Source organism: Anderseniella sp. Alg231-50, from assembly GCF_900149695.1.
Taxonomy (GTDB): Bacteria; Pseudomonadota; Alphaproteobacteria; order Rhizobiales; family Aestuariivirgaceae; genus Anderseniella.
In genome coordinates this window covers 1-22,264 of sequence record NZ_LT703008.1, presented here as the reverse complement: position 1 = coordinate 22,264, position 22,264 = coordinate 1, and the positions used below count along the sequence as shown (strand labels likewise).

At 57.9% G+C, this 22,264-nt stretch carries 16 protein-coding genes and 1 tRNA gene; 11 read left to right on the top strand and 6 right to left on the bottom strand.

Features of this window, described 5'->3' with window-relative positions; all coding sequences use genetic code 11:
- Positions 1–3: 3 nt before the first annotated feature.
- The 5 genes from DHN55_RS21785 to cueR are packed head-to-tail and all read right to left on the bottom strand — an operon-like array spanning position 4 to position 4,723.
- On the bottom strand, positions 4–372 hold the full coding sequence (locus DHN55_RS21785) for an MmcQ/YjbR family DNA-binding protein (protein ID WP_108883676.1): 369 nt from the start codon (positions 370–372) through the stop codon (positions 4–6).
- The gene (locus tag DHN55_RS21780; RefSeq protein ID WP_337660663.1) at positions 369–2,006 is read right to left on the bottom strand and encodes a hypothetical protein; all 1,638 of its coding nucleotides are present in this window, start codon (positions 2,004–2,006) and stop codon (positions 369–371) included. Before DHN55_RS21780 ends, DHN55_RS21785 begins: the two co-directional genes overlap by 4 nt.
- Before the next feature lie 46 nt (positions 2,007–2,052).
- A complete protein-coding gene (rimO, locus tag DHN55_RS21775) occupies positions 2,053–3,387 on the bottom strand; it encodes a 30S ribosomal protein S12 methylthiotransferase RimO (protein ID WP_108883674.1) in 1,335 nt (444 codons plus the stop codon).
- A 47-nt stretch (positions 3,388–3,434) separates the two neighbouring features.
- Complete coding sequence (locus DHN55_RS21770) at positions 3,435–4,340, bottom strand: TauD/TfdA family dioxygenase (protein ID WP_108883673.1); 906 nt, start codon at positions 4,338–4,340, stop codon at positions 3,435–3,437.
- Complete coding sequence (cueR, locus tag DHN55_RS21765; RefSeq protein ID WP_108883672.1) at positions 4,337–4,723, bottom strand: Cu(I)-responsive transcriptional regulator; 387 nt, start codon at positions 4,721–4,723, stop codon at positions 4,337–4,339. Before cueR ends, DHN55_RS21770 begins: the two co-directional genes overlap by 4 nt.
- An 89-nt stretch (positions 4,724–4,812) precedes the next feature.
- On the opposite strand from cueR, the gene DHN55_RS21760 reads away from it, so the two are divergent.
- The 4 genes from DHN55_RS21760 (at position 4,813) to DHN55_RS21745 (ending at position 9,817) form a co-directional block, all read left to right on the top strand.
- Complete coding sequence (locus DHN55_RS21760) at positions 4,813–5,262, top strand: DUF4396 domain-containing protein (protein WP_108883671.1); 450 nt, start codon at positions 4,813–4,815, stop codon at positions 5,260–5,262.
- Between the two features lie 76 nt (positions 5,263–5,338).
- Positions 5,339–6,517 (top strand): M20 aminoacylase family protein, encoded by a 1,179-nt coding sequence (locus tag DHN55_RS21755; protein WP_337660662.1) that lies wholly within the window; start codon positions 5,339–5,341, stop codon positions 6,515–6,517.
- Positions 6,514–7,665, top strand: a complete 1,152-nt coding sequence (locus tag DHN55_RS21750) for a M24 family metallopeptidase (RefSeq protein WP_337660661.1) — start codon at positions 6,514–6,516, stop codon at positions 7,663–7,665. The genes DHN55_RS21755 and DHN55_RS21750 overlap by 4 nt, the downstream gene beginning before the upstream one ends.
- A 145-nt stretch (positions 7,666–7,810) precedes the next feature.
- Entirely contained in the window at positions 7,811–9,817 is a 2,007-nt protein-coding gene (locus tag DHN55_RS21745; protein WP_108883670.1) for an acetyl-CoA carboxylase biotin carboxylase subunit, read from the top strand.
- On the opposite strand, the gene lipB is transcribed toward DHN55_RS21745, so the two are convergent.
- Complete coding sequence (lipB, locus tag DHN55_RS21740) at positions 9,801–10,505, bottom strand: lipoyl(octanoyl) transferase LipB (RefSeq protein WP_108883732.1); 705 nt, start codon at positions 10,503–10,505, stop codon at positions 9,801–9,803. The genes DHN55_RS21745 and lipB overlap by 17 nt on opposite strands.
- 115 nt (positions 10,506–10,620) lie before the next feature.
- On the opposite strand from lipB, the gene DHN55_RS21735 reads away from it, so the two are divergent.
- From DHN55_RS21735 to DHN55_RS21705, 7 genes are all read left to right on the top strand, one after another.
- Positions 10,621–10,707, top strand: a tRNA-Leu gene (locus tag DHN55_RS21735).
- A 246-nt stretch (positions 10,708–10,953) separates the two neighbouring features.
- Entirely contained in the window at positions 10,954–11,394 is a 441-nt protein-coding gene (locus tag DHN55_RS21730; RefSeq protein ID WP_108883669.1) for a DUF1330 domain-containing protein, read from the top strand.
- Between the two features lie 133 nt (positions 11,395–11,527).
- Positions 11,528–13,684, top strand: coding sequence for a CHASE2 domain-containing protein (locus tag DHN55_RS21725; protein ID WP_337660660.1), 2,157 nt, complete (start codon positions 11,528–11,530; stop codon positions 13,682–13,684).
- A gap of 335 nt (positions 13,685–14,019) precedes the next feature.
- Positions 14,020–15,423 (top strand): TolC family outer membrane protein, encoded by a 1,404-nt coding sequence (locus DHN55_RS21720; RefSeq protein WP_108883667.1) that lies wholly within the window; start codon positions 14,020–14,022, stop codon positions 15,421–15,423.
- A gap of 58 nt (positions 15,424–15,481) precedes the next feature.
- Positions 15,482–17,710, top strand: coding sequence for a type I secretion system permease/ATPase (locus DHN55_RS21715; RefSeq protein WP_108883666.1), 2,229 nt, complete (start codon positions 15,482–15,484; stop codon positions 17,708–17,710).
- A complete protein-coding gene (locus tag DHN55_RS21710; RefSeq protein ID WP_108883665.1) occupies positions 17,710–19,026 on the top strand; it encodes an HlyD family type I secretion periplasmic adaptor subunit in 1,317 nt (438 codons plus the stop codon). The genes DHN55_RS21715 and DHN55_RS21710 overlap by 1 nt, the downstream gene beginning before the upstream one ends.
- A gap of 133 nt (positions 19,027–19,159) precedes the next feature.
- A partial coding sequence (locus tag DHN55_RS21705) for a VCBS domain-containing protein (protein ID WP_337660659.1) occupies positions 19,160–22,264 on the top strand: 3,105 nt, incomplete at its 3' end.

Sequence of the window (22,264 nt, the reverse complement as noted above, 5' to 3'; positions counted from 1 at the left end):
TCTTCAGGCGGCGCTGCCGACACCGAGTTCGCGTTGCAGTTTCTTGGTCAGACCCAGGGCAACAATCTTGTGCGATTCCGCGATGTAATCTCTCAATCCCGCGTCATCGAGGCCGGGATGGGCGTAGTGCTGGATCCATTTCATTCCACGTGATGCAAGATAGGGCGCAGGCTGCAGGCCGGGCTGTTCCTTGAGGATTTCATAAGCCAGTTCGGAAACCTTGAACGTGACCGCAAAGGCGTCGTCCTTGCTCCAGCCGGCGACGGCGAAAACCTTTCCGCCGACTTTCCATACATGGGCGCCGCCCCATTGCACGACGTGGGTCGTGGCGGTCAGCGAAGCGCAGTAGGTGTTGTATTCATCAAGTGTCATTTAGGCCACGTATCGCGGTTGGTCTCCCACCAGGCTTGCCAAGCCTGACGGTCATATGCATAGCGCTGACCGGTAACTGCATTCAAGGTGCCAACTACTTGTGAGGTGATGAAAACAGGATCGCGATCATAACCGAGCCGATTGATGAGTGCGTCCATGGTGGCCTGATCGTTCTGGCCCGACCATTGTATCGCCCACAATCCTATCAGCAACTGATCGAACCATTTTTCCGGTCCGTTTGAGGTTCGTATCCAGGGCCGCTTGAGAATTTCCGGCGCAACCTGCTTTTCACCCGCCAGTCCCATGCCCCAGAGCATTTTCCAGTTTGCCAGCTCAGCCGTGCTGATGGTGAACTGTCCGCCAAAAGCGTCTACCTGACGGTCCGGCTTCGGGAAGTCCAGCAATGATCTGAAATAGCGATCCGGAGGCGAATTCAAAGCCTGGGTGTACGTCAGCCTGGCCAATGGCGTGGCATGGCCGGCATAATTGTCTTCTGCCGCAAACGCCGCGATCATGTTCCTGTTCGCCTGTTGCCAATCTGTAATCGGAGCCTTGCCGGGCGTCGGGCTGCTTCGTGGCAGGACAGATTTCGGATTGCTGAAAGCAGCTGAGGCAACAGGACCATCAGGTCCCCAGATGATGGCTTTGCCGCCGGCACCGGCGCCGCCGACAAAGGTTTTGCCGTCGACCCTGGCGATGGACCAGGCCCGTCCGCCGGTGAAATCATGTTCCTTTTGCCAATGATCGCCATCTGCGCTCGACCATACAGCACCGCCGCCTTGCTTTGCCTGCACGGCCCAAAGGCGCTTGCCGTCACTGGTCAGGGCACGCAGCCACCAGCCTTCCTCGCCCTGGCCAAGTGCCGCAGGCCTGCCGTTGCGTATCCGCCACACGGTCGATCCCTGTCGACCCACTATGGAGAAGAGCGCATCCCTGTGCGTTGTGAGCGCAAAGACATCCTGTCCCTTCGGCCAGCCAGGCACATCTTCCATTTTGCCGTCGGCATACTGCATCAGGGTTGGCCCGGTGCGCTCGCTGGCGACGGCAAAAAGATTGTCGTTTTCAACGCCGATCTCGGTAAGCCGGACAAACCTGCCGACACGTGGTTTGAACTCGGTCAGCATCTGCCAGGTCGAGCCATTGTCAGCCGATACATGAAGGCCTGCCGTGTAGGCTGCGGTTGTGCCAACCAGCGTGCCCTTCCATGGCCGCAGTGAATGCAGGTGAAAGGCCCGCAGCGTGGGTACATGAAATCGGCTCCAGCGGGTTCCATCCGTAACACTGGCGGCACCCCAGCCGGACCCGTCGCGCATGTCTTCGTAGGGCCAGTACAACAGATCCTGGTGGACCGTCGGTATGCCGGCGTCCTGGCTGAACAGGTATCGTTCATAGCGCGTCGCGCCGGTGGCCATATCGAGGCTCCACAGGTCTGACGAGTTGTGATTGACCCCCTTGACCGATGTCGCGAACCATAAGCGGTTCTGATAGCCGATCAACTGCGAGGCAACCGGCCACGGCCCGATGTGAGCCAGCGCTTTCAACGTGTCGGCGCGCGCAGGCGACAGATCGAGGATGAGGCCGGCGAGCAGTACAAAAGCGTTGAGCAGTACCTTCATGCGAAGGAGACTAGGCATAATCCGATTGAGCGTAAGCTGAAATTATCGTGATTGGTATGCGAGGTCAGACAAGCTCTGCGACCAGGTCATACTCTTCTGCGTCGACGACCGTTGCCCGTACCATGTCGCCCGGTTTCAGGTCCGTTTCATTGGGCAGGAAAACGTTGCCGTCAATTTCCGGTGCGTCCCAGACCGACCGGCCAATGGCCTCGCCTTCCTCCACATCAACCTCGTCAATCAGCACGTCGATTTCGCGGCCCACCTTCGACGCCATGATTTCAGCCGATATGTCCGCCTGTGCAGCCATGAAACGATGCCAGCGGTCCTCCATCACTTCCGCTGCAACAGCACCGGGAAGTTCATTGGCCCTGGCACCATCCACATGTTCGTACTTGAAACACCCGGCGCGTTCGATTTTCGCTTCGCGCATCCACTGCAGAAGATAATTGAAATCTTCTTCCGTCTCTCCGGGAAAACCGACAATGAAGGTCGAGCGGATGGCAAGTTCAGGACAGGTCTTGCGCCATTCATGAATGCGATCCAGCACTTTTTCCTGGTTGGCCGGGCGCCGCATGTTCTTCAAAACACCGGGGGCTGCATGCTGAAACGGAATATCCAGGTATGGCAGCACCTTGCCATCCGCCATCAACTCAATAACATCATCGACGTGCGGGTAGGGGTAGACGTAGTGCAGTCTGACCCAGGCCCCCAGGTCGCCCAGCTCACGGGCCATGTCGATGAATTTGGCTTTCACGTCGCGGCCCCGGTATTTGCTGTCAGCGTATTTTATGTCCACGCCGTAGGCCGATGTGTCCTGGCTGATCACCAGCAGTTCCTTTGTGCCGGCCTTCACCAGACGCTCGGCCTCGTAAAGCACCGACGCCATCGGGCGGGACACCAGATCGCCGCGCAGCGACGGAATGATGCAGAACGAACAGCGGTTGTTGCAGCCTTCGGAAATCTTCAGGTAGGCATAGTGTTGTGGCGTCAGCCGCAAGCCCTGGTCTGGCACCAGGTCAAACTTGGGATCATGCGCCGGCGGCACGGCGTCATGCACCGCACCCACGACCGCCTCATACTGGTGTGGGCCGGTGACCGCCAGAACCTGCGGATGAGCGTCATGGATGGTGTCGGCATCCTTGCCCATGCAACCGGTTACAATGACCTTGCCGTTTTCCTTCACCGCCTCACCAATGGCCGCAAGGCTTTCCGCCTTGGCGGAATCCAGGAAACCGCAGGTGTTGACGATCACTGCATCTGCACCTTCATAATCTGGTGAGATGACATAACCTTCTGCGCGAAGCTGGGTGAGTATGCGCTCTGAATCCACCAGTGCCTTCGGGCAGCCTAGGGAAACGAGGCCAATAGTGGGAACCTGCGGATGTGTTGTCTGGGTCATGGGCGCGGTGTGTGCGGCAGAAGCGGGCGGCGGTCAAGGAAATTGAGCTACTCCGCGGCCGCTTGCCTGGCTTTTTCCGGCACAGCGGCCATTTCGCGCGGTGACAGGCCGGAGAACGTTGTCCGGTACATCAGCCTTTCATGGCCCTGGTAGTCGTTCACCGCATAATGCTGGGTTGCGAGATTATCCCAAACCGCGACTGTGCCAGGTGTCCAGGAATGCCGGATGCAAAACTCCGGCCTGGTCACATGCCGCTGTATCTGGTCGAGCAGGGGCGTGCTTTCAGCTTCGCTCATTCCGTCCAGACGCGTGACATAGGTCGGGTTCAGGTACAGCATGCGACGGTCGGTTACCGGGTGTTGTAACACTGCAGGATGTTTCCGCTCCCGGTCCGCTGTCGGGTCACCGCGGGACATTTTGATACCTGCGCCTGATTGCTCCTTGGCCGGCGGTGCCCACTTCACGCCATAGGGTTTGCCGACATGAATTGCATCGCGGCCGAGTAATAATCGCTGCAGCGCCTCCGGCAAGGCATCCCAGGCTGCAGCCTGGCTTGCCCACAGCGTGTCCCCGCCGTAAGGCGGCAGCGTATGGGCACTGAGGACTGAGCCGGAGGGGGGTGCATCGAGAAAACTGAAATCGGAATGCCAGTCACCCCCGAATACGCCGCCTTTTTCGTCAGCGCCCTTGTACACTCGTATGATTTCCGGTTCTGCATCCATCGGTGTGACATAAGGCAATTGAAGCGCAGGCCCGAATATCGCCGTAAGCATCTTTTGTTGTTGCAGATCCAAATGCTGATCTGGAAAGAAGACCACCTGATGCTGGGCCAGGCACTCTCGCAACTCGACCGCGGCGGTTTCTGAAATGGCGTCGCGCAAATCAATACCGGTCACTTCGGCACCGATATTGCCAGTCAGTCTTCGTATCGCAATTGCCTGATCCGCGCTCATTTGGATAGCCCGGTCAGTATCGGGCAGTCGGCCCGGTCGTCGCCGCGGCAGGAGGTTGCAAGCCGCGAAAGTTCGTCGTGCAGCGTCTGCAGTTCGGTCATCTTGTCTTCGATTTCACTAATACGCTGCAACGCCATACGCTTAACGTCCCGGCTGGACCGGTCTCGGTCCTCATACAGTCCCAACAGTTCGCGGCACTCTTCAACGGTGAAGCCGAATGACCTTGCGCTGCGCACGAACCGCAGCTTGTTCAACTCGACATCGGTGTAGATGCGGTAACCCGCTTCTGACCGGCCGGACGGCTTGACCAGGCCTATGTCGGCATAGTAGCGAACCGTCTTTGTCGGCAGGTCAGCCCGCCTGGCAATCATACCTATGTTCATCTTCGCACTGCCTCTTGACCTTCCAGTTGCTGGAAGCATTACAAAGTCTCGATATAACGTCAAATCACATTGCGCAAAACGGAGCAGACATGGCATTCGCTACAACAATTACTGCACTCAACTGGCGCGACGCACCGGTCTGGAAACAGGCGTCGGTGAATACTTCATGGTGCCTTCTGGGGTGTGCTATCGGGGACATGGGTACCATCGCGTTCTTCCAGTTTACCGGGATACCGTGGCCTACACTTGCCATCATGTTGCTTGCGATTGTGAACGGGTTACTGACGTCGATTGCGCTGGAAACCGTGATACTCAGCCGCCAGATGGCCATCAACCTGGCATTCAAAACGGCCATCGGCATGTCTTTGATATCCATGATATCGATGGAAGTTGCCATGAATACGGTGGATGTGCTGCTGACCGGCGGCGCCCGGCTTACGTGGTGGGTCGTACCGGTCATGTTACTGGCGGGGTTCCTGACGCCTCTGCCATATAATTACTGGCGGCTGAAAGCGTTGGGAAAGGGGTGTTGCCACTGACATCCAGCTCTGTCAAAACCGAAGGATGAGAATATGCTGAGGCAAACCGGCAGGCATGATTGTCAGGGAGAACGCCGTGTCACACACAGATGCACCAACCAGCAGCCTGGAAGACCTGATGGTCGGGTGGCGGCATGACTTTCATCAACATCCGGAACTCGGCTTCAACGAACACCGCACGGCGCAGAAAGTCGCTGATCTTCTGACAAGCTTCGGAGTGGAGGTGCATGCCGGGCTGGGCCAGACAGGCGTCGTTGGTGTCCTCCAGAAAGGCAATGCAACCCGCAGCATCGGGTTGCGGGCCGACATGGACGCTCTGCCGATCAGTGAAACCGGCGATGTGTCCTACAGGTCATCCAATGACGGTGTGATGCATGCGTGCGGTCATGACGGGCACACATCCATGTTGCTGGGCGCCGCCAAGCATCTCGCTGAAGCAGGCAATTTCAGCGGCCGCGTCGTGTTCATTTTCCAACCCAATGAGGAATACGGCCTCGGCGCTGCCGCCATGCTGGACGATGGACTGTTCGACCGGTTCGGCGTTGATGAAGTGCATGGCATGCACAATATCCCGGGCATGGAAGCAGGCACATTTGCGTCCCGGGCAAATGCCATTACCGCCAGTGAAAGCCTGTTTGAAATTGAAATATCTGCCCATGGCGGGCACGCGGCGTTGCCGCATATGGGCGTGGACGCCATCATGGTTGGGTCGCAGATCGTCGGCGCCCTGCAAACCATAGTGTCACGCAAGCTCAATCCGAGCCTGAACGGTGTGGTGTCGGTAACCGAGTTTGAAAGCGATGGCAGGCGCAATGTCCTGCCGGGCAAGGCCGTGCTGCGCGGCGATGCCAGGGCATTGTCACCTGAAATAAATCAGGCCACGGAAATGCATATGCGGCGCATTGTCGAAGGCATCTGCGCCGCCCATGGTGTGGTCGCGACAGTGTCGTATGACACCATCTTCCCTGCCACGATCAACGCTGCCAGCGCCACCCGGTCGGCCATCCGTGCGGCACAGACCCTTGCCGGTGATGATGCGGTGGACGGTGATTGTGCTGCAAAACTGTTCTCGGAGGACTTCGCGCATCTCGCCGCCGCGCGTCCGGGATGTTTCATGTTGATGGGCAACGGCACCGGCGGTGCTCATGCGAAAGCGTTGCATTCGTCCGACTATGATTTCAATGATGCAGCGCTGGTGCCGGGCTCGTCCTACTGGGTGACACTTGTGGAACAGCAGCTGGGCGAGACTGCATGATGTTCGATCAACGTATGCAGCAATTGCGAACCCGACTGAGCGAAGCGGACATCGACTGTGCCGTGATCACCGACGATGACAGCGTCTATTACCTGACCGGCTATTACGATTACCTGCACATGGATTTTGGCCGTCCGACGATCCTGATAGTGCCGCGCGACGGTGACAGCCTGCTGATAACGCCCGCCATGGAAAAAGACATGGCCGAGGCAGCGGCCCGTGTTGACCGGATTGCCGAATGGAATGACGGCCTCGGCAGTGAATGGCGCGAACAGCTGCCTGCTGCGATGGCAGGCGAGGGCCGCGTAGGCATCGAACCGGACCTGATGCCTGCGGTCGTGCGCAACTACCTCGACAGGATCGTTGAACCGCGGCGGTTGACCGATGTGATGCCGGTGATTGCCGGCATGCGCATGATCAAGTCACCGGACGAACTGCTATTGGCGCGCCATGCCGGGCAGGTGGCGATGGCGATGATGAATGCAGGGCGGGCCGCCATCGGCGCAAATGTGCCGGAATTCGAGGTTGCACTCGCAACCTCTGCGGCAGGTACCCGAAAAGCCGCCGAGCTGCTGGCCGCTCACTATGACGACAAGTGCATGTCGCCCAACACGCATTTTCTGCAGATCATGGCGTCGGGCCGCGACATCACCAAACCGCACCATCGCGCGTCGACCCGCATCATGAGGCATGGCGACCCGGTGTTCCTGTGTTTTTGCGGCATGACCAATTTCCACCGCTTCAAGCTTGGTTTTGATCGCACCTTCTGGATTGGGGAGGTCAAGGACAAGATACAGCGGGACGTCTATGAAACTGCGGTTGCCAGCCAGGCCGCGGCTCTGGCCGTCTTGCGGCCAGGCGTGACAGCTGAAACCGTTCATGCAGCCTATGCGGACGTCATTCAGGCGGCGGGGCACGACTATCCGTTCCGTTGCGGCCGCGCCACCGGTTACAGCTTTCTGGAAAAGCCGGAACTGGTCTTCGGTGACAAGACTGTTCTGCAGCCGGGCATGGTGCTGGCGGTGGACGGGTCGGTCAGCGTTGCCGGGTCATTCCGCGCCCAGGTCGGTGACAGTTTCATTGTTACCGAAGACGGTTATGAGCAGATAACGGACCACCCGAAATCACTGCAGGACATGATATTGTGAGGCCATGCAAATAAGGCCGGGGTATGCCGCGTCTGCCTGGGACATGACATGCAACTTTTTCATCAGTTTACCCCGCGCGCATTCGCCGCTAGAACAATTTGCAGCATCGGCATTATTGTGCGCGAAAATCTGCGCAGGGGTATAAATGTTCAAGAAGATACTGATAGCCAACCGCGGTGAAATCGCCTGCCGGGTGATGAAAACCGCAAAGTCCATGGGTATTGCCACTGTGGCGGTTTACTCCGATGCCGATGCCCGTGCCATGCATGTCGAAATGGCCGACGAGGCAGTGCATATCGGCCCGCCCGCAGCTGCGGAAAGCTATCTGGTCATCGAGAAGATCATCGACGCCTGCAAGCAGACGGGCGCTGAAGCGGTTCACCCGGGTTACGGCTTCCTGTCGGAGAACGCAAAGTTTGCCCATGCACTGAAAGACGCCGGGCTGGTTTTCATCGGTCCCAATCCCCGGGCCATCGAGGCCATGGGTGACAAGATCGAATCCAAAAAATTCGCCAATGCAGCCAAGGTCAACACCGTACCCGGCTACCTGGGCGAAATCCATGACCCCGAGGAAGCTGTCAAGATCGCCGATGACATCGGGTATCCGGTGATGATCAAGGCGTCAGCCGGCGGCGGCGGTAAGGGCATGCGTATTGCTCATTCCGCTGGTGAAGTGGAAGAAGGCTTTAACTCGGCCAAGTCGGAAGCCAAGTCGTCGTTTGGCGATGATCGTGTCTTCATCGAAAAATTCATCGTCAATCCACGCCACATCGAAATTCAGGTGATGGGCGACAAGCACGGCAATGTCATTCATCTCGGCGAGCGTGAATGTTCGATCCAGCGCCGCAACCAGAAAGTCATCGAGGAAGCGCCGTCGCCTCTGCTCGACGAGAAAACCCGCGCGGAAATGGGTGCCCAGGCAATTGCTTTGGCCAAAGCTGTCGACTACGACACTGCCGGTACAGTGGAGTTCGTCGCCGGGCAGGACAAGTCATTCTACTTTTTGGAAATGAACACCCGCCTGCAGGTGGAACACCCGGTAACCGAACTGATCACCGGCATTGATCTCGTTGAACAGATGATCCGGTCCGCCTATGGCGACAAGCTTGCCATCAAACAGAAAGACGTGAAGCTTGACGGCTGGGCCATCGAGAGCCGCGTCTATGCAGAAGATCCATACCGGGGTTTCCTGCCGTCGACCGGACGGTTGACCAAGTATCGCCCGCCGGCAGAGAGCAGGGACGACGACACCGGCATTACGGTGCGCAATGACACCGGTGTCTATGAAGGCGGAGAGATATCCATCTTCTACGATCCGATGATCGCCAAGCTGTGTACCCATGCCGCTGATCGCAGTGCCGCGATTGCCGCCATGTCGGGGGCGTTGGACGCATTCTACATCGACGGTATTCAACACAATATCCCGTTTGTATCGGCCATCATGGCTCATCCGCGCTGGCAGTCCGGTGAACTTTCAACAAGCTTCATCGCGGATGAGTTTCCGGACGGCTTCAACGGGGCTGATCTGACTGACACGGTATCGTTCAATATCGCAACTGTTGCTGTCGTGTGTGACCACGTGCTCAACCAGCGCAAGCGCGAGATTTCCGGGCAGATGGGCGGGCGCCCCGTCCAGTTCTCCGCCATGCGCAGCGTCAAGGTTGCCGACGACTGGGTAGACGCTGAAATTATCGGCTGTGAAGGCAAGTTGTTCCGCTTGAGCGTGAGCGGGCGCGAGGCAGCGGTTGAATGCCAGTGGTCGCCCGGCGAGCCGGTATGGCAGGGCCGTATCAACGGTAATGCCGTCTCCGTTCAGGTACGCGCCCAGATGAACGGCTTCCGGATGTCGCACGGCGGCTCTGAAGTCGACGCACTGGTCTATACCGCCCGTGAAGCCGAGCTGGTAAAACTCATGCCGGTGAAGCTGCCGCCTGATACGTCAAAGAAGCTGCTGTGCCCGATGCCTGGCCTGGTGGTGTCCATAGACGTGAACGAGGGCCAGGACGTCAAGGCAGGAGAAAAACTGGCCGTTGTGGAAGCCATGAAAATGGAAAACATCCTGCGCGCCGAGCGCGACGGCAAGGTGCAGGTCATCCACGCCGAGCCCGGGGCAAACCTGGCTGTCGATGCGGTGATCATGGAGTTTGAATAGGTCCGAAAACGGTTTCGAACTGCGCCTGCAGCGCAATATCCGCATCGTGCATGTCGACCGGCAGGCCGAGATCGACCAGGCTGGTCACGCCATGTTGGGTGACACCGCACGGAATGATGCCTGAGAAATGCTCCAGGTCGGGTTCCACATTCAGGCTGATACCGTGATAGGTCACCCATTTGCGCACCCGGATGCCGATTGCCGCGATCTTGTCCTCGACCCCGGCACCTTTTTCCGGCCTGCGCACCCAGACGCCGACCCGGTCCTCGCGCCGCTCGCCCTTTATGTTGAATGCGTCGAGTGTCCTGATCAGCCAGTCTTCTAGTTGCGCCACAAAACGGCGCACATCCTGGCCGCGCCTGCCGAGATCCAGCATAACATAGGCCACCCGCTGGCCCGGACCGTGATAGGTGTACTGCCCGCCACGTCCGGTTTTATGGACCGGAAACCGGTTTGCATCCACCAGGTCGGATGCATCTGCAGACGTGCCTGCGGTGTACAGGGCAGGGTGCTCGACCAGCCAGACCAACTCGGGCGCCTGGCCTGATGCAATGGCGGCCACACGTGCTTCCATGAACGCCTCGGCGGCTGGATAATCTACCGGTCCGGTTTCCACCCGCCACTCAACCGGCGGCACATGCGGCAGGTCGGCATTGTCTGTAGCCAGGGTGTCTCGACTGATACTCATGGACGACTGTTTACGCCAAATGGTGTCCGGTTCCAATGTCCCATGTTTTGAGGGCTTGATTTGGCTTCGCCGCACTGTTACACGCTGCAGCCATCCTACCTGTCTTTGACGATTTGCGGTCGTGGCGGAATTGGTAGACGCGCAGCGTTGAGGTCGCTGTGGGGTAACACCCGTGGAAGTTCGAGTCTTCTCGACCGCACCAATTTTCAAATGTAAATGAACTAACTTGGTTGATGGTTTGGCGCTCCATGGCAGCCAACGAATTTTCAATGTTTGTTCCTCATTTTGACCTACAAGAGCGCCTATATCACGGGCAGTCTCAAAGACCCTGCAGCACCTCAGCAGGGCGGCGGCGCCTTGTGTTGTGCGCGCAGCAGTTTTCTGCACATCGACCGCGCCAGCGAAGATTACTTCTATCCAACTTCAAGACTTTCAAGGGACACAGAGAATGACGCCACAAGACTTCGTGGAATGGTATGGCAATGGCTCGGATGGATCATCACCAACCGAGCAGCAGTGGGAGCGGATTTTCAATCTTCCGACCGATGCAGCGATCACGCTTGTGAATTTTTTCAAACTAAATTCAGACGCCGTGTATCCATCGGATTTTACCGGCATGGACACCGATATTTCGGGGCAGGAGGCTTTCAGCCGCTACGCGTCCGTGAGTATCCCCACCCTGGAAAAGGTTGGCGGCCATTTCCTGCATGTGGGACCGTTTGCCGGTCAGTTTATCGGTGAAGAAGAAGAGTGGGACGTTATCGCCATAGGAAAATACCCGCATCGCCAGTCACTCATCGACCTGTACTCCGATGAGGGGTACCGCAATGTCTTTGTCCACCGCAGTGCCGCCTGCGCCCGCCAGAAAGTACTCATGGCTACTGCATAACTCTTGTTCACATTACCCAAGGGTATTCACAACGCTTGCCAACTAGACCAGTATCGCCCGCTTGGAATGCAGGCACAGGTCTGGTTGGGAGGCGGCTCTGTTAAAGACACTGAACAGGACAAATGTCAGTCGGTTGCTGGCTCTGGTATTGCTGTTGTTGCTGGTGGCGCTGCGGGTTGCCGACCCGGCCCCGCTGGAGACACTGCGTCTCAAGACATTCGACCTGTATCAGTTGGCCCTGGCGCCGAAGCCGACACCGCAGCAGGTCATCATCGTCGACATCGACGAAAAGAGCCTCAACGAATTGGGCCAATGGCCGTGGCCACGTTCACTGCTGGCGAAAATCATCGACAAGGTGGGGCAGGCCGGCGCTGTCGCCGTTGGGCTCGACATCCTGTTTCCCGAGCACGACCGCATGTCGCCGGCAAACATGGCCGGTATTGTGGAGGCCTACGACAAGGATACCGCTGCCCGCCTGCGCACAATGAAATCCAATGACGAGGTATTTGCCGATGCCATGACACGAACCCGTGTCGTGCTGGGCCAGTCCGGTTATCACAAGGAACTCAAGCAGTGGCACGCCGGTGACCTGAAACAATCGCCCATCGCCATGCTCGGACCGGACCCGCAGGCTTTTCTGGATACCTATCCCGGTATGGTCAGGAACGTGCCGGAGCTGGAAGCAAAGGCACAAGGCAGGGGCATGGTGTCGCTGCGTCCGGAAACCGACGGCGTGGTGCGCAAGATGCCACTGGTGATGATGGCCCAGGGCAAGATGCTGCCGTCTCTCAGCCTTGAACTGCTGCGGGTGGCAACAGGCCAGTCGACCATTCTGATCAGGTCGGGCGAGGCCGGGGTAAGCTCCCTGGTACTGGCCGGCGTTGCCATGCCGACCGACAGCAATGCCAAGGCCTGGTTGCACTTTCATCCGCACAATCAGCAGATATTCGTTTCGGCTGCCGACTTGCTGGCGGACCGGGTGAATGCGGAGGTATTCAAAGGCCGCCTTGTCCTGCTGGGTGCATCCGCGACCGGGCTGTTTGACCTGAAGGCCACCCCGGTAGAAGCCGCTATGCCCGGCGTGGAAGCCCATGCCCAGCTCATCAATGCCGTGTTGAGCAAGACACTCCTGCAACGACCTGCCTGGGCCAATGGCATGGAAGTGAGTCTCGCCCTGTTGATCGGGCTGGGCCTGATTGCACTGCTGCCGCGCTTCGGTGCGGTGATCACGGTGTTCGCAGGCGGCGTTGTGGCGGCTGCCGTGGTCGGCGCATCCTGGTGGGCATTTGCCCAGAAGGCCCTCATATTCGACTATGCATTCCCCCTGATGGCGTCACTGGCAGTTTCCAGTGTCCTGATTGTGCTGGGTTATCTGCAGGAAGAAATAGACAGACGCCGCATCCGCACGGCGTTTGGGCAATATCTGTCCCAGGACATGGTGGCGCAGCTGACCGAGGATCCCGACAAGCTGATCCTCGGCGGTGAGACCAAGCCGATGACAATCCTGTTTTCCGATGTGCGTGGTTTCACCACCATTTCGGAGAAATACAAATCCAATCCGCAAGGCTTGACCATGCTGATCAATTCACTGCTCACACCCCTGTCCGAGGCGGTGGTGGCGCACAAGGGCACCATCGACAAGTATATGGGCGACAACATCATGGCTTTCTGGAATGCGCCGCTTGCCGATGGTGAACACGCCTACAATGCATGCTGTGCGGCGCTGGACATGACCAGGCGTCTCGGCGCGCTCAACCAGCAACGCGTGGCAGCCGGAGATGTTGCGCTGGAAATCGGCGTCGGGATCAACACCGGGGAGTGTGTGGTCGGCAATATGGGGTCTGATTTTCGATTCGATTACACGGTGTTGGGCGATGCAGTTAACCTGTCCGCACGGCTTGAGGGCCAGACAAAATCTTATGGCACCAAGATCATCATCGGCAGGCAAACGGCTGAAGCGGTACAAAACCGTCTGGCCGTGCTCTTGATTGACCGTGTCCGTGTGAAGGGCAAAAACGAGCCTGAGGACATTTTTGCGTTGCTGGGAGACAGCGAAATGGCGGCGACGGAAAACTTCCGCTCCCTTGCCAAAGATCATGATGTGATGCTGGAAGCCTACTACGATCAGCGTTGGGACGACGTCAGAAAAATTGCCAGAAAGTGTGCTGGCCGAGCTGCAAAGGTAGACTTTGCGGAGTTTTACACAATTTACGCCGACCGGGCCGCCGAGTTTTCAGCCAATCCACCCGGCAGCGATTGGGAAGGTGTCAACGACATCCTTGAGAAATGAGGCAAAAACCGGTCTGAAATTTGATTGACGGCTCCTGAGTCTGTAGTTTTTCGCACAGTAGCTTGGTTTGCACACTGCTACATAATATTGAAAATTAACACTATTAGTTGACGTTGCGGCCATTTCGCTTGATTGATCGCCCGGAGTGTGTGCATCATGGCATTGTCCAGACTTTTATGGGGTGGATTTAAGGCACAAACGGACTTGGTTTCCCGGTTGGCATTGCGTTGGTTAAATCGCAAGCCAACGACCGGGGAAGCAAAATGGTCACAAGTGAAGGAAACTAACTCAACGGCAGAGGTTTGTTTTTTTACTAAGGCGGAGTGCTGAGGGGCATGCGTACTTATTCAGATTATAGCCGGCATTGGCTGAAAGCGGCCATGCTGTGCGCAATTGCGTTTTTGATCGCCGATCCATCCCCGGCGCAGGCGCAGACACTGGGAGACGCGGTTCGCCGCGCGGTTGCCACCAATCCGGCCATCAAATCAGCCAGCGCCAACCGGCGTGCGCGCAATTATGAACTCGACCAGGCCACCGGCCGGCTGTTGCCGCAACTGAGCATGAATTCCAGCCTGCAGGCGCAAAAAATCGATCGCCCGCTGGGGATCGGTATCGCCAACAACAATATCCTGCGCGCCCGCCGCGAAGTCTCTGTGCGGGTCAGGCAGGTGGTGTTCGACGGCTGGGATCGGGCCAATCAGATTTACCGTTCGGAAGCGCGCATTGATTCTGCCGCGCTTCGGGTTCTCGCGGCGTCTGAAGCCGTGGGGCTGGATGCCGTTGAAACTTACATAGATGTGTTGCGTCACCGCAGGTTGCTGCATCTGGCAGCCGCCAACATCAAACGGCACAGGGAAATCCTGTCCCTGGTCGACGTCCGCTACAAGGGTGGCAATTCGCCAATTTCGGACCTCGACCAGACCAAGGAGAGGCTTGCAGGCGCGCGTGCCGTTCATGCCGAGATCAGAACCGCGCTGCAGACGGCTGAAGCCAGGTACTCGGAAGTCGTCGGCCGCCGCCCGGGAAAACTGCGCTCAATTCCGATTCCTCGCCACGCCAGAAAAGGCTTACGCAACTCGATCAACACCGGGCTTGCCCACAACACGGTCCTGCTCGCGTTGAAGTCGGACATTGTCGAGGCTGAACACGAGCGCAACCAGTCCAAGTCGGCTTATTATCCGCAGGTCTTCCTTGAGGGCGAAGCGGTGTATGGCGAGGATATAGACGGTACGCCCGGCCGCAGCAGGGAATTGCGCGGCGGCGTTGTGCTGAGCTGGAGCCTGTTCGACGGGAAGATTCGCACCGCCCGCGTCGGCGAACTGTCCGAACGCGTGGTGCAGAGGGTAGCTGATCTGGAACGACGTGAGCGTGAAGTCATTCAGCAAATCGAATCGGCGTGGGCGAAATACACAAACGGCCACGCCCGTGTGGCGGCGCTGAAAAGCCAGGAAGCCAGCAACTCCAAGATCATTCGCACTTACCTCGACGAATACCAGCTGTCCAAGCGCAGCATTCTGGACGTGCTGGATGCTGAAAATACTAGATTCAGGGTGCGCTTTGATCTTTCGAGCGCCGAGGCAATCAAGCGGTTTGCAATTTACCAGGTGGTAGCCCTGACCGGGCAGTTGCTCGACACATTCGGGGTCGAAGCACCGAAAGAGGCGGTCCCGATCAGCAACATTGCACCGGCACGCAGTCTGGGCGGCAATCATGACCTGGTCATTCAACCGCTTCGCTAGACAAGCAGTTGTCATCGCGTGAATTCGTCTGGACGCACAAAGATAATGGTGTTCTTGAATGCTGCAACGATCGAAACCCAGCCAACCGGTGGCCGAAGGCTCCGGTGATGACCGGCAAGCGAATACCGGGCATGCTGTGGACGGGTTTGATCCGGTAGCAACCGATCATGTGCTGGCCTGTCTCGGCTTCATCGCGGCGCAGGCAGGCTTGCCGTTTTCATCCGGCGCTGCCGGCGGTAACCTGCCGCTGGTAGACGGTCGCCTGACACCTGAACTGGTCGGCCGGGCAGCGGAAAATCTGGGCATGGAAGCCCAGGTGTTCCAGCGTAAACCTTCCGAGGTGCCCGCCCTGGTTGCACCGTTCATCGTGTTATTCGATCGCGGGGACGCCTGCGTCGTCACCGATATTTCCACCATCGGCAAATTTGCCCGCGTGGTGTTTCCCGCCGTTTCCGACAAGCCGCGCCGGGTGCGGCTGAAGAAGCTCGACAAGCAGGCTTCCAACTATGTGATCTATGTTTCGGCAGTCGCCGATCAGTCGCCCGGATTTACCGAAGACGTGAAACCCGCACGGCACTGGTTGCTGTCGCCGCTGTTCAAATTCTGGCCAGTGGGAATTCAGGTAGCCCTGGCCGCGCTGGTCATCAACATACTTGGACTGGCGCTGCCACTGTTCATCATGAACGTCTATGACCGGGTTATACAGACCCAGTCGATGCCGACCTTGTGGGCATTAACAGCCGGCGTGGCAATTGCCATCCTGTTTGATTTCATCCTGAAACTGATGCGCGGCCTGCTTCTGGACGGAGCCGGTAAGAGGGTGGATCTCGGGGTGAACTCCACCCTGTTCGAGCAGGCCATGAACGCGAGAATGTCGGCGCGAACCGCACCGTCCGGTGTCCTGGCCAACCAGATCAAGGATTTTGAAAGTGCACGCGAGTTCCTGACGTCGTCGCTCCTTGTGGGTGTCATCGATCTTGCGTTCATCGGCATTTTCCTGGCCGTGCTGTGGCTTGTGGCCGGCAGTCTCGCTTTGATCCCGCTCATTGCTGTCCCGTTGGTCCTTGCAGTGACATTGCTGCTCCAGATTCCGCTCAGCCGTTCAATCAAGCAGACCCATGGCCTGATGCAAAACCGGCACGGCATGCTTGTTGAGGCCCTGACCGGCGTTGAGGCGGTAAAGGCAGCCGGCGGGGAAGGGTACCTGCAGGGTAAATGGGAACAGGCTACCGCAGCTTCTGTGCGAGCCTCGGCGACAACCCGGCTATGGGCGTCCATCGCACTGAATTTCACCGGACTGGTGCAGCAGGGCGTCAGCGTGGCGATCATTGTCTGGGGCGTGTTCCTGATCGGTGCAGGCGAACTGACAATCGGCGGTTTGATTGCGGCAAACATTCTGGCGGGCCGGATTCTTGCGCCCCTGGCCAATATCGCCATGTCCCTGTCCCGGTCCGAATTTGCCTTTGCAAGCCTGCGGGCACTGGGCAGGTTCATGAAGCTGGATCGCGACGATGTGGTCCACAAGCATGCCGGTGGCGTCATCAAGGACGCAGCGGTTGAGTTCCGCGGTGTGTCTCTGTCCTATCCGGAAAGCCCTGGACCGGCCTTGCAGGATATCAACCTGTCGATAGAACCGGGTGAACGGGTCGGCATGATCGGACGCATCGGGTCCGGTAAATCCACTCTCGGCCGGTTGATGGGAGCCCTGGTTTCACCCACCGAAGGCTCGGTCCTGGTCGATGGGCTGGACGCGCGTCAGTATGCGGTTGGCGATGTCCGGTCGGCCATCGGGTATCTGGATCAGGAACCACACCTGTTTTCCGGCACCATTCGGGAAAACATAGTTCTGGGTCGCCCGCATGCCAGTGATCGCGAAGTACTTGAGGCCGTTCACCAGGCCGGACTGGATCCGCTTGTCGCAGGCCATCCCATGGGGTTGGCCGCCCCTGTTGCGGAACGGGGCAAAAACCTTTCCGGCGGGCAGCGGCATCATGTCGTGCTTGCACGATTGCTGATCAGGAAGCCGAAGGTGCTCTTCCTGGATGAGCCGTCTGCCGCGATGGACACGGCTGCTGAAAACCATCTGATGGCCCAGCTTGCCAACTTGCCGAGAGAGAGCACGACGCTGGTCATTGCGACCCATCGCGCCTCGCTGCTGGCGCTGGTTGACAGGCTGATCGTGGTTGAGGACGGCAGGCTGATCGCTGACGGGCCACGCGACGATGTCCTGAAAAAATTGCAACAGAACAAAAAGGCGGCAACACAGCAACTTAAGGGAATGAGCTGATGCGCACGGACGATCTGCGATTTGCCGCGAACGCCAGGCGTGCCTACGAACAATCCTATTCGCGCGGGCCGTGGATGCTTATCCTGTGCCTACTGTGTCTCATGGCCAGCCTGCTGGTTTGGGCCTGGTGGGCGACGGTGGAAGAGGTAACCCGGGGAACGGGTCGGGTCATTCCCTCCAGCCAGTTGCAGGTGGTCCAGACGCTGGAACCGGGAATTGTGCGGGAATTCCTGATATCTGAAGGCGATACGGTTGAAAAAGACCAGCCGCTCATTCGCATCGACGATACGGAGTTTTCTGCCCGGCTGGGCGAGGTACGGCAACGCTGGCTGGCGCTCAGTGCCGAAGAAGTTCGGCTTCAGGCCGAAGCAAACGGTCTGGACACACTGGCGTTTCCGGCAAAGTTGGTTGCTGACGCTTCGGACAAGGTTGAAAGCGAACGTGCGCTGTTTGCGGCACGCCGGCAAAAGCGCTCCGAAGAGAAGACCATCCTCGAACAACAACTGATACAGGTCAGGCAGACCCTAGCGGAGCTCGAAGCCCGCGAGGCGCGGCTGAAACAGTCCAACAAGTTTTCCGCCGAAGAATTGAAACTGTCGGAAAATTTGAAAAAACGCGGCGCGATCCCGACGCTGGAACTGATCAAGGTCCGCCGCCTGCATGCTGAAACGGCTGGGCAGTTGGCCGAAGTTCGCGCAAGGGTGCCGCGTGAGCGGGCTTCAGTCGTGGAAGCCGAACAGCGCCTGGCAAATGCCGCCCAGACGTTTCGCACAGAGGCGCGGGAAAAACTGGTGAAGGTGCGCTCGGACCTGTCAGTTGTGACTGAAACCATCAAATCGGCCAGAGACAGGGTCCGCCGGACAACGCTGCTGGCGCCGCTGCGCGGTGTGGTGAACCGGTTGAATGTCAGCTCCGTGGGAGCCGTGGTGACACCCGGCAAGGATATTGTCGAGATCGTGCCGCTGGATGAAAGCCTGTTGATCGAAGTGCAGATCAGTCCGCGCGATGTGGCCTTCATCCGCCCCGGCCAGAAGGCCAACGTCAAATTGTCTGCCTATGATTACACCGTCTTCGGGGTGATTTCGGGCAATGTGGAGCGAATCAGTGCCGACAGTTCGACGGATGAGGACAAACAGTCGTTCTACCGGGTGATTGTACGCACAAAATCGAACCAGATTGGACCACCTGAAGCCCAGTTATCGATCATTCCGGGCATGATTGCATCTGTTGATATCCTGACAGGTGATCACACCATTTTGAACTATCTGCTGAAACCGGTGCGAAAAATCGCCGGTGAGGCGTTTCGGGAGCGTTAATCGATGAATTTGACCGGAAATTCGAAGTCTGGCCCGATATTTGCTCCACCCGCAAGGGTTGTGATTCAACGTTACGTAAAGTATTCTCCTTCGATCTGGGGAAACAAGTACTTAAGCTTGGAAAGTTCCTGTTATGGCTGTTAACCAGTTTACCTCTCCGGATACCAATGCTCCGCACGTGCAATTGCAGGCGCCCGGCGACGGATCTGCGATCCAGATTGCCGACGCAGCGCTGCTCTTCAAAGGCGATTACTCCCGTTCAGGAAACGATCTGGAAATTTCCGGTTCTGATGGCAAGACTATAACAGTCGAGGGATACTTCCACACCGGTACAGCATCCACGTTGGTCGGACCGAACGGCGCAATGCTCAGTGGTGACGTTGTCGAAGCGTTGGCAGGCCCGCTGTTCCCGGGTCAATATGCGCAGTCCGGCGGTGGCGTACAAGCAGGCAATCCGATCGGCGAAGTCCAGCATCTCGAGGGAACCGCCATTGCAACCCGGACCGATGGCAGCGTTGTGCAATTGTCACCGGGAACAAAGGTGTATCTGGGTGACGTGGTCGAGACCGGACCCGACACCAAATTCGGTCTGAGTCTGGAAGACGGCTCGCTGTTCTCGATGACGTCTGATGCCCGCATGGTGTTGAACGAATTCGTGTTCAACGGTGATCAGGCCCAGGACTCTTCAATGCTGGTCAACCTGGTGCAGGGCGCGTTCGTGTTTGTCGCCGGTTCGATTGCACCCACCGGCAACATGAAAGTTGAAACCCCCGTCGCGGTCCTGGCCATTCGCGGGACAACGGTTGGAGCTGAAATTGATAGCCAACTGGGTTCAACGGAACTTTCCCTGTTCCAGGATATCGACAGCAACAATACCGGCGAGTACCTGGTTTTGGACAAGGCGACCGGTGAAATTATCGGCAGGGTCACCGAAGTCGGTAACAAGCTCATAATAACCGGTGTCGGTGAAACCCCGATCATCGTCCAGAAGACTGACCAGGATACGCTGAACGACCTTAGCGCACTGGAATTGATCAGGGCAGTGTACGCCAAAGCGAGCGGCCAGCAGGGCGAGTTTGACAACGAAAGCGGATCAGGATCGTTTCTTGATATACAACTGGTCGCCCTGTCCGGTTCGTTTACCATCGAAGAACTCGCCGGCAACCCGCTCGCCATCGCGTCTGCCCAGAAAATTGTATTTGATACTCCTGATCAGGATGACCCTCCGGTCGCCTTTTTTGATGGCTTCTTCACTGATGAGGATGACATTTTCGCAGGCAATGTCATCGCCAACACCAGCATCCAGCCTGATGAAGACCCTGAAGGATTTGATGTCCGGGTGGTTGGGTTCGGAGAAGACCTGATCTGGGAAGAGGGCGTCGATTTTGACTTTGTCGGCGGAATTATCAGCCCCACCGGATCGACGACATTTGTACTGTCGTCCGGGGCTGTGGTCGAGATCGCCGCCAACGGTGACTTCACCTATAACCCGAACCCTGCATTTGACTACCTTGCCGATGGCGAAAGTGCTGTCGATAGCTTCACCTACCTGATTGCAGACCCTGGAAACTCCACTGATTCCGACACGGTTGAGGTAACGGTTTTTGGCAGCAACGATCAACCGGTAGTTGTGTCTGCGCAAGCCAGCCATGAAGACGGTATCATCGAAACCGCTGCGGTACAGGATTCGCCGGTCGAACTGATGGCATCAGGTTTCGTCGCTTTTGAGGACCTTGATTCAACCGACGGCCACAACACCGTCGTGACCAACACGCCGGTTTTTGACGGTGCCCAGTGGAACCGCGCTGACTTGCCGTCCGAAAATCTGGGCGATGTATTCGGCGAAATTTTCGGCGGTGTGCAACTCACCCTGACGGAGACACCGTCCGCAACACCCGATCCTGGCGCCAGCCCCAATCCGGGGCAAGTTGCGTGGGAGTTCACCATTGCAGACCAGGACATCGATTTCCTGGGGGCCGGTGAGACCCTTGTCGTAACCTATCTGGTGAATATTCAGGACGACAGCGGCACGTCGAATGACACCACTTCGCAATTGATAACAGTCACCATTACCGGCACTAATGACGTGCCCCTGGTCGATGTCACGGCAAGTGCACGCGATGTCAGCGGCACGCTCGACGAAATCGCAGACTTGTCGACCAGTCCGGCCGAACTGACCACTGATCTGGTGGAAACCGGTGTGATCACCTTCACCGACGTTGATCTGAGCGATCAGCACACGACCTCCATCACAGGCAGCGCGGTTACAGGGTCTACCCTGGCCAATGGATATGTGCTGACACCGGCGCAGACCACGGCGTTGTTCGATGCATTCTCCCTTGATGACGGCGGTGTCAGGAGCTCTTTCGACAGTGTATTCGGTTCGACAACCGCCGGCGACGGCACTGTCGACTGGACCTATCTGATTTCCGATCAGGATATTGATTTCCTCGGCGCCAACGATGTCGTCGAACTGTCGTTTGAAGTGACAATTGATGACGGCAATGGCGGCGTTGTCACTGATACGGTCATCATCACTGTTACCGGCAGCAATGATGAGCCTGTCATCACTTCGGCCGCGCAAGCCGGTACGGTGACTGAGACAGCGGATGTGCCCAGCGGCACCGACGCCGATCCTGACGATGCGACCGGCACCATCAGCTTTACCGATGTGGATTTGAGCGACAATCCGTCCGCCGGCCATGACGGCGGTACGGTGAGCGCCAGCACGCTGGCCAACGGTTACACGCTGACCGGCCCGCAGGAAGCAGCCCTCAAGGCAGCGTTCAGCCTSGATGATCCGGCATTGGGCAATTTCTCGCAGACCGACGGCACCGGYTCCACCGGCTGGACCTATGACGTGGCCAATGCCGATATCGACTTCCTCGGTGAAGGCGACAGTGTCGAGCTGACCTATGTCGTCACCATCAGTGACGGCAATGGCGGCAGCACCACGCAGAACGTGGTGGTGACGATCAATGGCACCAACGACCAACCGGTCATCTCTGCTGCCGAGGTAAATGCTACAGGATTGATCGAGGCGGGCTTCGGTGTGGCCGGTGTTGATGAAGTCTCCGGCGACGTGTCCGGCACCTGGAGTGATGTTGACCAGGTCGAAGCAGGGCTTCTGGCCGTCACACACGGCTCGGCGGCCGCAGATGTACAAGCGGACCTTCCCTTCGACGGGGTTACCGGCGCTGCCGAAGTGACAGGCACTTACGGGTCGTTGTTCATCAAG